Genomic DNA, 16,671 nt, shown 5'->3' on the forward strand with positions numbered 1-16,671 from the left:
GTAACCTTGGACTGTGTCGCATTTTTTACTATATGAAGCAATATTTTATAAAACCTAAACCTTTCATAAATTGCGGCAAAACGACACATCATTTGCTCGGTCTGTGCTGTAACGTCTTGATGTCCCTGACCCCGATGTCAATTTTTTAATTCATTATTCCTAATTCATATAAAAAATCCCTTAATTTTGCCTCATATTCATTAACTTCACAATTTCCATACATGTCTTTAACCACCTCAAAGTACAAGTATAATAAACTAACAAAACAATTAGTAAGGCTTGCAATATCTATTTCCCCAAAAAAAGTATTTTCAAACCGTTTAATAAACCAGGATTCCATTTCATCCACATCCCTGTAGTGCTTGGATATCTTATCTTCCTGCATAGCCTTCAACCGAACAATTTCATTCCGGATCTTTTCTAATTCTTTCACTGCTCTGTATGATTTATTTCTTTTAATTGCAAAGGCAGCATTCTTAAAATGGTCCCGAAAGCTGCTAAGACTTTGTTCAATCTCAACACTTAGAATAGGATACTTCCCATTCTCCCATGTATTCTTCATTTTATCTGCTACTCTGCCGGACTTATCAAACAGCACCTTCCAGTATCCCCGCTTAGCAGATAGGTTATTTAACGATATCACGCCAACATCAATCTCTAAAAAATTTTTAAGCAGAATAACTGTAATGTAATTATTTATCCATACTCATTAAGCAAATACTTGTAAATGCTAAACCTATCTAATATCTTCTTGTTTAACTCATCCCAAACTGCTCGTGTATTCTCTTCCGGATAAACAACTACAGATACATCTATAACCGACCATTCATCAGTAAACCCAATTGCACCAGAGCCAACCAAAAGACAGCCTTCAACATTTGGCATAGATGAAATGATTTCAATCAATTTTTCTAAAGCATCTTTTCTTTCTACTACAGTATACATTTCATACACCTCTTATTTAAAACCCAGGCTGGATGTCGGCCATATTCGCCCTTCAATATATCTTATCCCACACCTGAAAATGGTTAAAGACATATCTATTCCTCCAAGTTGTTTATAAATAATTTTTATCCTTAAGAATTTTCAATGTACCCGACAAACCAACCATTTATATATTTTGATTCCGGTGTGTTATTTTCCGGTTTTGAACCTGAACCCGTCTTCCCTGATAACTTAATTCCATTTTCAGTAGTTAAAACGATAACATCCTTAACAATATCTATATTCCTTTTGGAAAAAGGCAATTGATAATCGTAAAATTTTCTTAAGATATTTACTTGCTCTATGGGTGATATCTTCAAAGAGGATTGAAGCCAAAATTTTGTTATACCGCCAGAAATATCTTTGTTTCCATAGTCCGTTCTATTAATATAATCCTGCATCTTGTCTTCGCCAATCTTTGATGCAAGGATTTGAAAATACCAAACTACTGAGTTGGAAACAGCAGATTTCAACGTTTGGTCCTTATTCCATGACTCAATTGAATAATCTGTTCCATCCCATTTAAAACTGGTGCTTTCATCCTCCAACACTTTGGTCTCAAGACCAATTAAGGAGTTAATAATCTTGAAGGTTGAACATGGCGGAACTTGTTTCTGTACTATTTATTTTCTTAGGAGTATTAGTGGCACTGCTACACCCAATAGTAGCAACTAAAAAAGTGAGAAATAAAAATGTTAGCATTATTTTTCTGATCACAAACACATCCCTTCAATATTCTAATATTGCTCCATAACTTGGAATTTTTAATCCCTATTAATTTTGATATCCTTCTAATTCCTCTAAAAATTCTTGATAATCATCATTTTCCCAGTAAAACGTTAGTTCATCTTCTGTATATTCTTTAGTAACAGGGAGCATAAATGACTCACCTACATCTAACCCCAATTCATTTAAAACAAGCTGTGCAAACTCTCTAAAAGCAAAACCGATTGCAGTAATAATATTCTTGTCTTTTACTATAGGTTGATGAATGAAATTTTCCTTTTTAATGAATGAGAATACATCAACCATTTGCATAAAGATACCGGCTGTAAATTTTACTTCACTTAATAGATCTGCTTTAGCTAACAAAAGCGGAGAACTTGATATTGATGCTATTAAAATGTCTTTGTCTTTCAATCCGGAAAGAAAATTAATAAGCCGGTTATCATATAAAGCAGGCAAAGGATTAATGATTCCAGGCAATATAACACAGCTGTAATCATCTAAATCTACATCATTAAAAGTTTTTGTAGGTGTGACCTGAAAGCCTTCTTCACTTTCATAAATATTTAGCTCACTACCCAAATAATCTATATCTTTACCAAACCATATTTTTAAGCAAGAAGTTAGTGTAGTGATTTCTTGTAAAGAAAAGTACGGGTAAATAACTACTGCTATCTTTTTCATACTCAAATTCCCCCTTCAGATTTCGATTTATCGGATTTGTTATGCTTAATTCATAAATCGCATTTTCTATTAATGTAAATCAATTTAGATGAATGCAGCTTAACTTTATAATTAACTTACCAACGATATTGCCCATATATCTAACCTCATCTGATATAATTCTTCATCTAGAATATTTACTCAAATACCAACTTACGGTGCCCACATAAATCAGGCCTTATTCCCAAACCAACGTCGATTAAATCTTCATCATCATAAACACCAAATTGTTTACCTGCTGGAACTTGAGCAGATTCATTAAAACAATAATATCCTAAAAGCTTATTCTCTTCGTCAGCAGCAGAAAAGTAATTACCATCAAGTAGTTCTCTTATGCAGCTATCACTTCCATCATAGCTATAAATTGAATATGGCTCTTGGTAAATCCATTTTGAAATTTCATTTGCTTCTTCATAATTCATCCTTTTTATGTTTAGCTTCATATTTATCTCCATTTTTAATATTATAAGTAAATTTGCCGGCTTGCGAATGAGCTCTCACCTATAGCGCGGGATTGCACAGTTAAGGTAAGACAGCCAAGTTACCTGCCGACGACTCCTTCCTTATGTAGGCAGCTTTTTCGGCCTCAAAGCACTATGAGTCTTTCATAATTCCTTGTACCTTGTAGTACCTCTACCTCACGTTTGGCAGCACCCATTCTAAAGCCTTTTCTCCAGCGTCCTTGCAAGAATATTGGTTTTGGGCGATTGACCATACCCCATTAAGTTAGGGTAGTCACGCATGGTAAACTCTTTATTTTATGTATCCTCGCGTCACCATCCAATCTATACTTTTTTGTATATGATCAGTTTTAGACTCAATTGCCCAAATAGCTTGAGGAGAATATTGTTCTAAAGCCTCACATACTTCATCTAAAGGAATATTCCCCATCCCCAATCCTAAGTGTTCATCTTCAAAACCATTATTATCATGCATATGTACATAACCTATCTTACCTTTTAACCTCTTTATCCATTCAACAACTGAAATCTTAGAATTGCAATGAGCATGACCTATATCCAAACAAACATCAATATTTTTACCTTGTAGTCCCTCAACCACCTCAAATAACATATCACTATCAAATTCTAAAACATTTTCCAAATGTATTTTAATATCATTACTCTTATTTGCAAAAAAATCATCAAAAAACTTAAAGCTTCTTTTTATCCAATTTGGTGGGTAGCTTGTCTTAGGCACATACCCATGATGTAACACAAGATTTTGAGCCTTCAATTTTTTAGCGGCACCATAAGCATACTCAAATCTGTTCCTTGTTACCTCTCTAATCATCTTATCAGAACTACCCAGACATAAATCCGCAAAAGGACCATGGACTGATTTGCTTTTAACATTTTTTATAGCATCAATATGTTTTTTTAATCCATCAATCTCTTTTTCAAGGTACTCTGGATCATAAAATGATTGTACCTCAATACCTAAAGAATATTCCTGACATAATAATATAACGTCCAATAAATCTGTATCATCACACAAAATTATTTCCTTCATAAATACCTCCTAGTTTATATATAATCTTGGAGGCCTTACCTATTAAGAGGCCGCCAAAACATCGCTCCTCCAAACCTCACAAAGTCCTGTTTATCTATTGTACAATATATAAAAAATACGCAGTATTTTTTATGGCTGCGAGGCACGGGGTACGGGGTACGAGGGTTAGGGTATTCCTTTTGGGTCAGACCCCAGAGCTCTGCTATAACACTCGTACCAAGACCACATAGAAGTGACCCTAGGCTACGCACCTCGTACCCAAAAAAAATTGCTTCGCAATAAGCGGTGTGGTGCCTTATAAAGCTACAGGCGTTTTCGCATCACAAATCTTTGGTCTGTCTCCTTATATAAAGCGAATCCAAACTTTTTATATAAATCTAATGGGCCAACATAATCATAATATACATTGCTTTCCCTTTTATTTGGATAAGCTTCTATGTAATCAAAACCATCTTGTATGGCTTCTTCACAGACGCAGCTTAAAAGCTGTATCGCAATACCTTTTCTTCGCATATCGGGTGCCACAGTAAAGCAAAATATTGATTTAATTTTTAAATTTGAATCATAAGCTTTATCATTCTTTGATATTAGCTGCCAACCCCCACATTTCAAACAGTCTGATTTGCGATTAGCATTGCACCATCCGACAACCTTATTCTCACAATATGCTAAATAGCCTTGTATTTTTCCGCTTTTAACATACTTTATTACATATTCTCTCCTTACATCCAGAGATGAAAAATCCCTACCCGCATTAGCTTCACTACAGTAATTAAGGCAATAACAACGATCCCATTCCTTATTATCTGTATGGGCTACATTTTCAAAAAAATACAGATAATCATCTAACAGTTCGGGGGTAAGCCTACATATTCGTATACTCATAATTAACCTCTCTTCTCCGCCAAATATAATATAAATTTATTGTGATACCTTCCCCAGCAATCCACGCATGACACAGTGGCTCACCGGCCGATTACGCCTAACGTTTACGCATGGTCAACGTTTCATTTACTTACTATACTATGCCTCATGCTTGTAACCCCAAATCTTCTCCCAATGTCGTGTAATATACCTAAAATGAGTGCCGTCTCAGGGTCCAGATTATAACAATCCTGTGCAATTAATTGTGCGGCTTTACCTACATACATTGAATGTTCTATCCATTTACCTGGATTTAATTTTCGTCCATGGTCTAATAGGATTTTTGCTTCTTCTAAAGTAGGTATATGTTTTCTTATATCTGTTTCACCCATCTTAAATTCAACCCCGTTCTATTTTTCCTTTCATCAGTATTGCAGATAATGTCTCGGCTTGCCGCCATATCTGAACCGGCCTTATAAGGGATACCCCTTGCCGGTGCTCGCACCCGGTGAAGGTATGTGACTACTTATTTTTTATTTGCCACTCATCTTTTGAAATAGACATTTCATATAAAATGCATCCTGTGCCGGTCGTTGGGCCATTTTACTGACAGCTGTCCCTATTCATTCGTTGTCAAAATATTGCAACATATTGTCCATATTATACCATATATGTTAGCTCTTCAACATGCTTTCCTAAATAAAACAAAATAGCGGAGAATTAATTCTCCGCTACACTATATTAAAATTCTGCACTTCCTACCGTTCTCGGGAAGGGTATTACGTCTCTGATGTTGCCTATTCCTGTCAGATACATGATCATTCTCTCGAAGCCCAAACCATAGCCAGCATGTTTGGTTCCGCCGTATTTGCGCAGCTCCATATACCACCAGTAGTCTTCCTTATTGAATCCCAGTTCTTCCATTTTCTTTTCCAGGACTTCGTATCTTTCTTCTCTCTGGCTGCCTCCTATGATTTCTCCGATTCCGGGCACCAGCAGATCCATAGCAGCTACCGTCTTATTGTCGTCATTAAGCCTCATATAGAAGGCTTTGATCTCTTTAGGATAATTGATAACAAACACCGGCTTTTTAAATATCTGCTCTGTCAGGTATCTTTCATGTTCTGTCTGAAGATCTATTCCCCATTCTACCGGATATTCGAATTCCTTGCCCGATTTTTTCAGCAAATCCACAGCTTCTGTGTAGGTCACTCTGCCAAAGTCAGAGTTCACTATGTTATCTAACCTTTCCAGCAAGGTGTTGTCTATAAACTGGTTGAAAAATGCCATCTCTTCGGGGGCATTCTCCAATACATAGCTTATCACATATTTCATCATGTCCTCTGCTAATGCCATGTTGTCTTCCAAATCTGCAAAGGCTATTTCAGGCTCTATCATCCAAAACTCTGCTGCATGCCGTGCAGTGTTGGAGTTTTCTGCCCTAAAAGTCGGTCCAAAGGTGTATACATCTCTGAAAGCCAAAGCGAATGTCTCTGCCTCCAACTGTCCGCTAACTGTCAGATTGGTTTCCTTGCCAAAGAAGTCTTCTTTAGTGTCTATTTTGCCGTCCTGGGTCCTTGGCAGGTTATCAAGATCAAGGGTAGTTACTCTGAACATCTCGCCTGCCCCTTCGGCGTCACTCCCGGTTATGAGTGGGGTATGAACATACACAAAGCCTCTTTCGTTGAAGAATTTGTGTATTGCAAAGGCTGCCAGGGATCTCACCCTGAATACGGCAGAAAAGGTGTTGCTCCTGGGTCTTAGATGAGCTATCGTCCTTAAGTATTCCATAGTATGCCTCTTCTTTTGCAAAGGATAATCCGGTGTGGACAGCCCTTCTATCACAATCTTTTCTGCCTTTATCTCAAAGGGCTGCTTTGCTCCCGGAGTCAGCTCAAGCTTGCCTTCGACATAAAGAGATGAGCTTATGTTCAGCTTTGCTATATCTTTGAAGTTATCCAGTTCTTCGCCGAATACGACTTGAACACTCTTAAAAAAGCTTCCGTCGTAAAGCTCTATAAAGCCAAAATTCTTTGATACCCTTATATTCCTTACCCAGCCTGCTACTGTAATGGATTTTCCTGCATAGCTTTCGGTATCCCTGTATAAGCTTTTTACATATACTGTTTTCATTTTATATAACCTCCTAATTTGATTTTGGTTACGGTTAACACGGATTAACATGGTTTTCAATCTCCTCTGCACTATCTTGATAGATCAACATAATATACCTGCCGTGAAAATCCGTGAAATATTCCGTGTCTTGGCCTGGTCTCCGTCTCCCTTTAACAAAAAAATAAAAATCTCTCGCCCCCCCATAAAGGGACGAAAGATAATATTCCGCGGTACCACCCTGCTTGCCTGCTAGGCCTGCTCAAACCCAATAACGGCGGGCACCGTCTGAGCCTACTCTCCATTGGATTTCGGTCAGATGCTCCGGGACGTTCCTCCATACAACCTCGTATCGGCTCCCACCTTCCGCCGACTCTCTAAAACAAAAGCTGTATTTTGCTTCCCTTCATAGCCTGTAAATAGTATTAACAAACATTATAATATTGATACCCGCACTTGTCAATCACCTAGATGTCTCCCAATCGCGGATCAGTATTTACCCTTTCATTTTCATGCTGTTTGTCCAAATGCTTCAGCTCAAAGACCAAGAATAAGGCGGTCAGTATCGATGAAAATAAGTCAGATATGGGACCTGCCGTAAAGAGGCCTTCCAGACCCATAAACTTAGGCAATATCAATATCATAGGTATCAGTATGAGCACCTGACGTGAAAGGCTCAGGAGCATGGACTGCTTTGGCTTTCCTACAGCCTGGAAATAGGCGGAGCTCACTACCTGAAAGCCTATTATGGGCATAAATAATAAAACTCTCCTCAAGCCTTTAGCGCCAAGAGCGATCAACTCAGGATCATTGCTGAAAATCCCGATTATCTGAGCTGAGAACAGCCTGGTCGATATAAAGCCTATGGTGACAACTATCGTCGCAGCCCCTATAGCATATTTTAAGGCGGTTTTCACTCTATCATATTTTTGGGCTCCATAATTGAAGCCTATAATAGGTTGGGCTCCCTGATTTATACCAAATACCACCATCATGAATATCATGGCTACGTTATTGATTATACCCATAGCTGATACTGCAATATCTCCTCCATAATATGACAGGCCCTTGTTCATGAAAATTATCAATACGCTGGAGGCCAGCTGCATGGAGAAAGGCGCTAAACCTATGGTGACTATGGATTTAATAATATCTTTTCTTATTTTCAAGTTAGGCTTTCTAATCTTCAAAAGGCTTTTGCCATAAAGGAAGTAATATAGCACCCAGATCGCAGAAACGGCCATAGATAATATAGTCGCAAGGGCTGCCCCCTGTATTCCCCATTTAAATACAAATATAAAAATGGGATCGAGTATGGTGTTAAGTATTGCTCCAATAAGCATTGTGATCATTGCGATCTTGGGATTGCCTTCCCCTCTGATGAAATTATTCATTCCCATTCCGATCATCTGAAATATTGCTCCATAAAGTATTATGCTCAAATAGCCTTGAGCATAGGGCATTACATCTTCACTGGCTCCAAAAATCTTGAGAAGGGGATTCATGAATATCAATCCAGCTATAGTCAGCAAAGCAGCTATGATTATCATACTTACCAGAGCATTGCCTAATATCAGCTCTGCATCTTCCTTCCTCTTCTGCCCCAATCTTATAGATATAAGTGAATTAGCACCTATACCGATCAACATGGAGAAAGCCATATTAATAACTATTATGGGAAAGCCCATTCTAACCCCGGCTATACCTAAAGGGCCTACTCCATTTCCTATGAAAACCATATCAACAAAGTTATAAAGTCCATTGACCAGCATTCCCACTATAGCCGGTATGGAAAACTTGAGCAGCAGCTTGGGTATTTCGCTTTCTCCCAGTAATTTTTCTCTTTCAACTATCTGCATAATACTCCTCCTGTCTCTTTTATGTCTCTTAAGATATTTCTGCTGAAACCGATGCTGTCGATCATCTTCGAGATGTCTTCCTGATCGATCTTGTCAAACATCTGCGCGAACTCTTTTTCATAGTTGCTCATCAAGGCCGAGATATATTCCTCTCCTTTCGGAGTCAAAAAAAGCCAGAGCTTTCGCCTGTCATCATTATCAGTTGCACGGTTTACAAATTCATGCTTTTCCAGTAAATCCACCAAGGTGGTCAGGCTTCCCCTTTGCATATCCAGGGCCCTTCCGAGCGCAGACGGTATTATTTTCCCCTGTTTTTTAATCATAAAAAGCGCTTTTTTCTGATTTTTGTTTAAACGCGGCTCAACATCATAGTCTTTGCGATATATACTCCCCATGGTCTGGTTATATAGAGGCATAAATTCAAACATCAGATAAAAAAGTTCTTTAAGCTTCTCGTGCTTCATTGGTTACCTCCAAAAACAAATAGTTAGAATTCTTACTATTAGAATTCTAACTATTTTATCGCTATTTGTCAATATGCTCAATGATATTATTTTATTTATACTTCTATATTCATTTTCAACTAATTAATTCTTCAATATTTAAACGTAATGAGCACCTCTCCTGTAGCACCATCAATTTTTATCCAGTCTCCTGTTTTGATTTTTACTACCGGATCTTCATCATCGGCAAAATCGGTAACAGCAGGAATACCCATACTTGCAACTGCAACACCTAGACGGGCATCCATGCGGGTGGAAATCCATCCCGCAGGCTTTACGCCTGCAATCTGAGCGCCCTTAAAGTGTGCTGAAAAACCGTTGGAACCCTTAGCACACGGGACAACCAAAATCGCATCGTTGATGCAAACTCCGTAATTGACATTACCCTTCTCGTAGATGACACCATCGGTATCTCCCAATGCACCGGAATTTCCGGCTATACTGTCGGGGCAAACAACAGCAGGACCTTCTGCGATTCCTGGATATGCACCGCGGGCTTTCAATCTAAATGTGTTCATTAGCCTTCCTCCCATCTGCCGTTATATGCAGCATCAATGCAGCTGAAAACCTCTCCGTAGTAGACAGGCACTTTTGTCTGATGTCTTATGCCGAAAGCCTGTTTCGCACCGAACATTACCATAGCAGTCGCATGCCTGTGGCTGTCTTCACGCATGACAATGGGGCAGGATCCTGTCAGGAGCGCAGCTCCGGTGTCCTCAATCAGCTTGGTGTAACCGTTGACTGCTGCCATCTCCTTGGTTGCATAGTCTGTCCATATCTGCAGTTCAACACCCTCAGGCAGCTTTTTTCCTTTTACATAAAGGGCAATCTCGCGAATTTCATCAAGAGAAATATGCGGGCAGCCTATGCTGACAAAGTCGACCTTGCTGCTTCCCTTGTCGCACAGAATAGAGAGTGATTCCTCCATATCCTTTTCGGTAACATGGATTTGATGCCTCGGTTTTTTCCCTCCAAGTGCCATATCCAGTGTTTGAGCCTCTGGTGTAAGGCCGACGATGTGACATATTTCCGCAGCACTTGTCACAGAAAGTGATGCGCACAATTGGCGCATCCTATTGATTTCAGCATTTTTTAATCCATTTACGATCACAGGCACCTCATGCTTGGGAAGCAGACGGCCCAGTGTAAAGCCCAGCAGATCCCACTCCATTTGTGTCTCCACTTCAAAATCCAAGGTAAATACACAAGTCGCATAGCGATTCTCCTTGATATGCATTCCCCATTTCGGAATTCTGCCGGTAATAGCCGCGCATACTGCAGCTTCAACTCCGTCGGAATTACCGCAGGCTCCAAAGATCGTATTGCTGATGACCACATTGCTCGACTCTGTCGTAACAAAATGCTCCCCCATCATCGGCACCCAACCCACGTAATAGGGAGTACAGGAATCTACTATTTTTACTCCCATTTCTTTTGTTGCCTCCAGATATTTGCGATTTCGTTCATGAAATTCCCTGGATAGATGGGTACGCTCATACTCTCTCAAATCGCAGCAGGCCGCACAGGTCTGTGTCTTACAGCACTCAGATACCTCCCCGAGCTCTACGATTTCATCACTGCACAGATAAAACTCCGAGAATATCTTTTTGTAGTCGGTGTCCTCTGCATAGCAATCCAGATAATGCTGCGCACCAATAAACAATGTCGCACGGGAAATCTGGCACAACTCCTCGGCGCCAAGCACCTCTGCATAACGTACTATAAACTGCATAGCCTTTTGTTTGAATTTTCCCATTTGACCGTCCAGCATTTGTTTTTCATAATCGGTTAAATGCACCAAAATATCTTCCTCCCTTCTACTTCATTGCACATATCCATTGTCCTTAAAGAGTGGGGTGGATCACTTCCTGAGGAACACGAACGATCATGTCGGTAATTTGCGGTTCAGTAATACCGCAGGACAAAAGCGTTTCAATGAAACGCAGCATTCCCTCTGCAGGACTCTCGAAGCCAGCTTGTCCTCTATCGGTAGCCAGATAGACATGCTTCGAGCCAAGAATTCGTATGGTGTGAGCCATATATTCTGCGGTGCATGCTCCTTCACAAATGTTAATCCAATTCTTCTCAATCAGCACACCCTTCTGCATCAACTGCTTCTGAACTGGAAGCGAAACAACCGTACGCTGCCATTCGGGATGGGTCAGCACCATCCGGACTCCGCGCTTTCTTCCCTGGGAGCAAAGCAGCATAGATTCCTCCGGGCTTAAATGGCCTGTCCCGAGACAGGCATCATACTTTTTTACAACATCAAAAATATCGTAAACCTCACTTCGCAGACAGCCGCTTTCATCCATCACACGGATTCCAGGGCGAGAAAAGAAGTCTCCCGGCATATTGCCGCTTAAAAGGCAGTGATATGAATCCCGTGTAGGCATCCACACATAGGAGGCCCCCATCTTTAGTGCACTTTCCACCGCGTAGGGGTTTAACCCGCCGACAGGATGATTCAGTGCCACAGCACCATATGCTCTCGCCTTAAAATCGGAGTACCTGCGGTTTACCAACACCGCACGGGCACCTGTAGGCTCATAATGTGATTTTATAAGAACTCCCGCCATACCGTATTCCTCGGCTTGTTCCAAAAGCTCAAAATCATCCAAAGAACGCTGGAAATGTGATGGTGCTGTATGAACATGCAAATCGTAAGCACCATATAATAATTCTGCAGCTTGAGTTCTACTACAATTTCGCATTATTCAATCCCCTTAAATAACTATTGAGCCAAAGCTTTCTTCGACTCAATAGTAAATATTTGTGGTCTTGATTAATTATTACAATTTGGCAAGCAATTCATAATCATCAGGATGACGATCAATCAGTATTGTGTTGTCCATCCTTTCCTTATACACGCGACCCATATCAATATCCTGATATAGGATCTCCTCCTTATCAACCGAACACATTGCCATAACATTTCCGATAGGATCCACAAATTGTGTAGAGCCACAAAACGGCGAATCCGGCAATACCCCGGTACAATTAATGAGAGCTATATAAACCGTATTATCCAGGGCTCGAACCATAGAAACCTTATTCATCCAGTCTTTAAAATAGGAGCCATCACGCCATGCAGCAGGACAAATAATTAAATCAGCTCCTTTGAGTGCAAGTATCCTTGTGGTTTCAGGAAAACATATATCATAACATATTACAATTCCAAACTTTCCATATTTAGTATGAAAAACTGGATACTCTCTCCCCCTTTGCAGATAAAGCTGCTCTTGTCCCACTAGATGAGTTTTGGAATAGTCTCCTAGGATCTTACCTTCATCATCAATCATAACTGCAGAATTCTGCACTATCCCTGTAGCTACAGCGAGCATAATTGGAGCAACTATATAAATATTTAACTCCTTTGCCAATGACCTCATACGAGTAATGGTATCTCCATCTATGGGTTCGGCAATTTGCTTCATTTTTTCATATCCAAAGCAATAATATCCGGTATTGAATCCTTCGGGAAGACAAACAAATTGAGCTCCATTGGCATGGGCTTCGCGAATCTTTTCTTCTGCTCTTCCAACATTATATTGGATATCGCAAAATTTGCATTCCATTTGAATCAGTGCCATTTTAAATTTATTCATAATATATACCTTTCTAGTTGTATTTCGCCTTTTTTTCTTGGTATTGCTTTGCAATAATAAATAGAACAAATACACCACCAATTACACCATAAGCTCCATAAACCAAGCCTAAAAGCTTATCAAAAGGAAGTAGCAGTGAGCACAATACAGAGACTGTTACCAGCACTGTTGCAAAAACATTATAATCATGGGTTTTTTCCTTTCTAAAGGAAACGCAAAGTGCAAACATAGATGGAACACAAGAAGAGTATATGCCAAGGAAAATTACCAGTATAAATGCATAACCCAAAATAGTAGAAATGCTATTTGCAATATATAGATTTGGAATCATTTGCTGACTAAGAACTTCAATATTTGTAAATGTTGCGCTAAACATCGTTGTTCCACCAAGACCATAAAGAATAACACCAAGAATACCACCATAAACTGCTTCTTTCTTCACCTTTACAGTAGTTGCCGTCGCCGCAAAGAAGGGTGCAGAATGCATAGGAGTGCAAGTAGTATAATAGAGTCCCGCTAGCCACCATGTAGGTGCAATACGGCTCATTTTCAAAGTAGGTGCAATTTCAATACCATGCTTCAAGCCATCAATATTATTAAATAAATAGTACATACCGGTGCCAAGTGCAAGTACGATAATAAATGGCCCCATGGTTCCTATTATATCCACCAGCTTTCGCAATCCTAGAATAATCGTGATCAAACAAAGCACACCTAAAATAATACTCCCAAGAGAAGATGAGATTCCGAAATGTTGATTTAGGGCTGCACCAAAGCCTGAAATCATAACTACCGGTGCAGAAAACATAAGACCTAATGCTAAAACTTGGAAAACCTTGCCTATCTTTTCACCACAATAATAAGTAAAAATTTCTAAGGGTCTGCTGAATCTTTTTTCATAGCCTAATTTAAAAAATGATACAATAAGATAAGCATGCAATAGCATAGCAATGGCAATCCCTGCATAACCGTAAATGCCATAACCACAAAAATACTGTAATGTTTCTTGTCCTGTTACAAAACCTGAACCTATTGCCCAAGATACAAAGACACCTGCAATTTTAATAACTGTTAACCAACTTATTCTTTCATTTTGGGTAACTGAAACGGGTGTGCTAGACATAATGAAACCTCCTTATATTTTTTGTGCGCGCTATACTTAAAGAATCTTAAAAAAGTCAGCAAGAGCATCTACCAATTCCAAAAATACGGGGTGATCATCGAACATGAAATCATTGTGTTTGCCATCAATTACATAAAATCTTTTTTCGCAGCGAAGCTTTTGAAAAAACAACTCTGCTTCAGTTATAGGGTGCAGCAGATTATCTTTCCCATGTCCAATAAACATAGGCACGGTGATGTCGTGAATATTCTTCTCTGCGTTGAATTCTAACAGGGACTGGCCTACTTCCAATGAGATTTCTTGGCCGTAGCCCTCCACAGTATATAGATTATCGCGTACCACAGAGTCTGTGGAAGGATCCAATGGGTAAAAGCGGAATGGATCGCTGTATCTTCTAGTACCTTCAAGTACGAAACGCCTTTTTTCTACTTCTATTTCATTCTGGATTTTTACAAAATCAGCATAAGACATAACTTGCTGCAGCCATCTTGCACCGCAATAAAAACCGTTGAGTCCTGCAACAGCTTTTACGCGCTTATCCTGGGCTGCTGCTTTTGCCACAAGTCCTGCTGCCATACCCCAGCCGAGCAAGCCGATGTGCTCTGCATCCACCTCGGGAAGTGTTTTGCAAAAGGTTATCGCATTGCGGATATCCTCAACTTGTTCATCAAGTTTGCACACGCCTGCAGGGCCTTCATTGTCCAAAAATCCTCTATAATCAAACCCAAACACGGCATAGCCTTTCTTGGTCAATGCACGGGCGAATAGTGAGGGATATATAGCCTTAAGTCCCATGTAGCCGGAGTTGGGAATGATGCAGCGAAGTTTGTCACCCTTTTTATAATCATCTGGGAGATACAAGCTGCTAGCCAATCGATATCCATTGCTGAAAAAATACATGTCATTGGTAATCATTTTAAAACCTCTTTCTTATCTTTTACTGATTTATTCATTGGGAACCTTGAGTACAGCTCCCTTATCCGCAGAAGTAACAAGCGCCGCATATTTTGCCAATGCTGGAGTACGCGGTTTGACAATATGCTTTACCTTTGCCAGGCGCTCCTTGATCACTTCCGGCGGCACATCCAAATCAAGCCGACGATTTGGAATATCAATGATGATGCGGTCACCGTCCTCTACCGCTGCAATTGGGCCGCCAGCAGCTGCCTCAGGCGAAATATGGCCAATACACGGTCCGCGAGTTGAGCCTGAGAATCTCCCATCTGTCACCAGCGCACAGCTTTCATCCATACCTCGCCCAACGAGGAGTGATGTAGTCATGTGCATCTCACGCATTCCCGGTCCTCCTTTTGGCCCCTCATAGCGGATAACAATAACATCGCCTTCCTTGATCTGGTCATTGGAGACGGCATAGCTTGCATCCTCCATCGAATGAAATACACGTGCACGCCCTGTAAACCGATACATTGAGGGTTTAACTCCGGATTTTTTCACTACTGCACCATCTGGAGCAAGGCTGCCGTATAAAATTGCGATTCCGCCTTCTTCATTTTTGGGCTGGTACAGCGGAAAAATAACGTCGTTTTCAACTAAAGGCGTCTCCCTAATATTTTCAAGCATGGTCTCACCTGTTATAGTAAGATGATTCTTTTCCAGCTTGCTCTCAATAGCCTTAAGCACCGCAGGTACACCACCGTTGTCATGGACAACAGACAAGGGATATTTTCCTGAAGGCTTGACATTACAAATATACGGTACATTTCTGCTGATTGCATCAAAATCCGTCAAATTTAGTTTTACACCCGCTTCGTTTGCGATCGACATAAGGTGCAGCACTGTGTTTGTGGAGGCACCCATTGCCATAGTTGCAGAGATACCATTAAGGAATGCTTCGCGGGTAAGAATTTTTCTTGCTGTCAGATCCTCAGCGATCATTTCAACTATTCGTTTGCCCGACTGCTTCGCAATTCGTCTTTTTTCTGCAGAAACTGCAAGTGTCGTACTGCAATAAGGCAGCGTAAACCCTAAAATCTCTGTCAAGCATCCCATTGAATTTGCTGTTCCAAGCATTGCACAGGTGCCGTATGTAGGCAGAGCTCTTTTTTCTATTTCAAGAAGCTCTTCAAGCTGCATTTTGCCTGTCTGCACTTTTCCTATGAACTCACGCATATCGGTAAGGGTGATAACATCAATATCCTTATACTTGCCTGCCATCATAGGGCCGCCCGGAACAAAAACGGTGGGAATATCCACACGAGCCGCCGCCATCAGCATGCCGGGGACAATCTTGTCACAACCGGGAAGCATAACCATTGCATCAAAGTGATGGGCTTCTATCATCATTTCAATAGAGTCGGCAATATTTTCACGGCTCGGCAAGGGATAGCTCATACCTCGGTGCCCCTGACAAATACCGTCACATAGTGCGATGGTATTAAACTCTCTGGGAATACCTCCCGCCTGCAGAACACCTTGTTTCACATGATCAGCAAGCTCGCGCAGGTGAATATGACCTGGAACCATCTCTGTAAATGAATTTACAATGGCAACAAGCGGCTTGTGCAAATCATCGGTATCAAGACCAGTGCTGTACAAAAGCGCACGATGAGCGGAGCGTTCGATGCCATTTGTCAGCATACCACTGCGGTATTGACTATACTGCATCTTAGATTCGTCCATAATTACCTCCTAGTTGT

The 16,671-nt window shown here is 40.4% G+C and carries 18 protein-coding genes and 1 other annotated feature; all 18 genes read right to left on the reverse strand.

Translation table 11 applies throughout. From position 1 onward, the window contains the following. Nucleotides 1–145 precede the first annotated feature (145 nt). The 18 genes from AC4HCY_RS17570 to ilvD all read right to left on the reverse strand — a co-directional run bounded on the left by AC4HCY_RS17570 (nucleotide 146) and on the right by ilvD (nucleotide 16,654). The gene (locus AC4HCY_RS17570) at nucleotides 146–598 is read right to left on the reverse strand and encodes a hypothetical protein (protein WP_491094758.1); all 453 of its coding nucleotides are present in this window, start codon (nucleotides 596–598) and stop codon (nucleotides 146–148) included. Nucleotides 599–696: 98 nt separating this feature from the next. Next, nucleotides 697–945 carry a hypothetical protein gene (locus tag AC4HCY_RS17575; protein WP_491094759.1) on the reverse strand — a complete coding sequence of 83 codons (249 nt, stop codon included), beginning with the start codon at nucleotides 943–945 and terminating at the stop codon, nucleotides 697–699. A 131-nt stretch (nucleotides 946–1,076) separates the two neighbouring features. Continuing rightward, nucleotides 1,077–1,607: a penicillin-binding transpeptidase domain-containing protein gene (locus AC4HCY_RS17580; protein ID WP_491096144.1), complete on the reverse strand. Its 531-nt coding sequence runs from the start codon at nucleotides 1,605–1,607 to the stop codon at nucleotides 1,077–1,079. A gap of 151 nt (nucleotides 1,608–1,758) precedes the next feature. After that, entirely contained in the window at nucleotides 1,759–2,394 is a 636-nt protein-coding gene (locus AC4HCY_RS17585; protein WP_323431471.1) for a DJ-1/PfpI family protein, read from the reverse strand. A 176-nt stretch (nucleotides 2,395–2,570) separates the two neighbouring features. After that, nucleotides 2,571–2,876: a hypothetical protein gene (locus tag AC4HCY_RS17590; RefSeq protein ID WP_491094760.1), complete on the reverse strand. Its 306-nt coding sequence runs from the start codon at nucleotides 2,874–2,876 to the stop codon at nucleotides 2,571–2,573. Nucleotides 2,877–3,186: 310 nt separating this feature from the next. Further along, complete coding sequence (locus AC4HCY_RS17595) at nucleotides 3,187–3,945, reverse strand: sugar phosphate isomerase/epimerase family protein (protein WP_323431473.1); 759 nt, start codon at nucleotides 3,943–3,945, stop codon at nucleotides 3,187–3,189. Between the two features lie 303 nt (nucleotides 3,946–4,248). Continuing rightward, nucleotides 4,249–4,830 (reverse strand): GNAT family N-acetyltransferase, encoded by a 582-nt coding sequence (locus AC4HCY_RS17600; RefSeq protein WP_491094761.1) that lies wholly within the window; start codon nucleotides 4,828–4,830, stop codon nucleotides 4,249–4,251. A 122-nt stretch (nucleotides 4,831–4,952) separates the two neighbouring features. Beyond that, entirely contained in the window at nucleotides 4,953–5,201 is a 249-nt protein-coding gene (locus tag AC4HCY_RS17605) for an HD domain-containing protein (protein WP_323431475.1), read from the reverse strand. A gap of 349 nt (nucleotides 5,202–5,550) precedes the next feature. Next, a complete protein-coding gene (gene asnS, locus AC4HCY_RS17610) occupies nucleotides 5,551–6,942 on the reverse strand; it encodes an asparagine--tRNA ligase (RefSeq protein ID WP_491094762.1) in 1,392 nt (463 codons plus the stop codon). A 185-nt stretch (nucleotides 6,943–7,127) separates the two neighbouring features. Continuing rightward, nucleotides 7,128–7,340 (reverse strand) — a binding site (T-box leader). A 48-nt stretch (nucleotides 7,341–7,388) separates the two neighbouring features. Further along, nucleotides 7,389–8,780, reverse strand: a complete 1,392-nt coding sequence (locus AC4HCY_RS17615) for an MATE family efflux transporter (RefSeq protein WP_491094764.1) — start codon at nucleotides 8,778–8,780, stop codon at nucleotides 7,389–7,391. Continuing rightward, nucleotides 8,771–9,244: a MarR family winged helix-turn-helix transcriptional regulator gene (locus AC4HCY_RS17620; RefSeq protein ID WP_323431478.1), complete on the reverse strand. Its 474-nt coding sequence runs from the start codon at nucleotides 9,242–9,244 to the stop codon at nucleotides 8,771–8,773. The genes AC4HCY_RS17615 and AC4HCY_RS17620 overlap by 10 nt, the downstream gene beginning before the upstream one ends. A gap of 131 nt (nucleotides 9,245–9,375) precedes the next feature. Continuing rightward, on the reverse strand, nucleotides 9,376–9,801 hold the full coding sequence (locus tag AC4HCY_RS17625) for an aconitase X swivel domain-containing protein (protein WP_323431479.1): 426 nt from the start codon (nucleotides 9,799–9,801) through the stop codon (nucleotides 9,376–9,378). Further along, on the reverse strand, nucleotides 9,801–11,081 hold the full coding sequence (locus AC4HCY_RS17630; protein WP_323431544.1) for an aconitase X catalytic domain-containing protein: 1,281 nt from the start codon (nucleotides 11,079–11,081) through the stop codon (nucleotides 9,801–9,803). The genes AC4HCY_RS17625 and AC4HCY_RS17630 overlap by 1 nt, the downstream gene beginning before the upstream one ends. Before the next feature lie 46 nt (nucleotides 11,082–11,127). Further along, nucleotides 11,128–11,997 (reverse strand): DUF6282 family protein, encoded by an 870-nt coding sequence (locus tag AC4HCY_RS17635; RefSeq protein ID WP_491094765.1) that lies wholly within the window; start codon nucleotides 11,995–11,997, stop codon nucleotides 11,128–11,130. A gap of 78 nt (nucleotides 11,998–12,075) precedes the next feature. Continuing rightward, nucleotides 12,076–12,891: a carbon-nitrogen hydrolase family protein gene (locus AC4HCY_RS17640; protein WP_323431481.1), complete on the reverse strand. Its 816-nt coding sequence runs from the start codon at nucleotides 12,889–12,891 to the stop codon at nucleotides 12,076–12,078. Nucleotides 12,892–12,904: 13 nt separating this feature from the next. Further along, entirely contained in the window at nucleotides 12,905–14,014 is a 1,110-nt protein-coding gene (locus AC4HCY_RS17645) for a YkvI family membrane protein (RefSeq protein ID WP_323431482.1), read from the reverse strand. Between the two features lie 36 nt (nucleotides 14,015–14,050). Next, nucleotides 14,051–14,929 carry an alpha/beta hydrolase gene (locus AC4HCY_RS17650; RefSeq protein WP_323431483.1) on the reverse strand — a complete coding sequence of 293 codons (879 nt, stop codon included), beginning with the start codon at nucleotides 14,927–14,929 and terminating at the stop codon, nucleotides 14,051–14,053. 30 nt (nucleotides 14,930–14,959) lie between these two features. Further along, nucleotides 14,960–16,654, reverse strand: coding sequence for a dihydroxy-acid dehydratase (ilvD, locus tag AC4HCY_RS17655; RefSeq protein ID WP_323431484.1), 1,695 nt, complete (start codon nucleotides 16,652–16,654; stop codon nucleotides 14,960–14,962). Between the last annotated feature and the right edge of the window lie 17 nt (nucleotides 16,655–16,671).

The sequence above is a fragment of the Lutispora sp. QWL-02 genome (genome assembly GCF_058315355.1).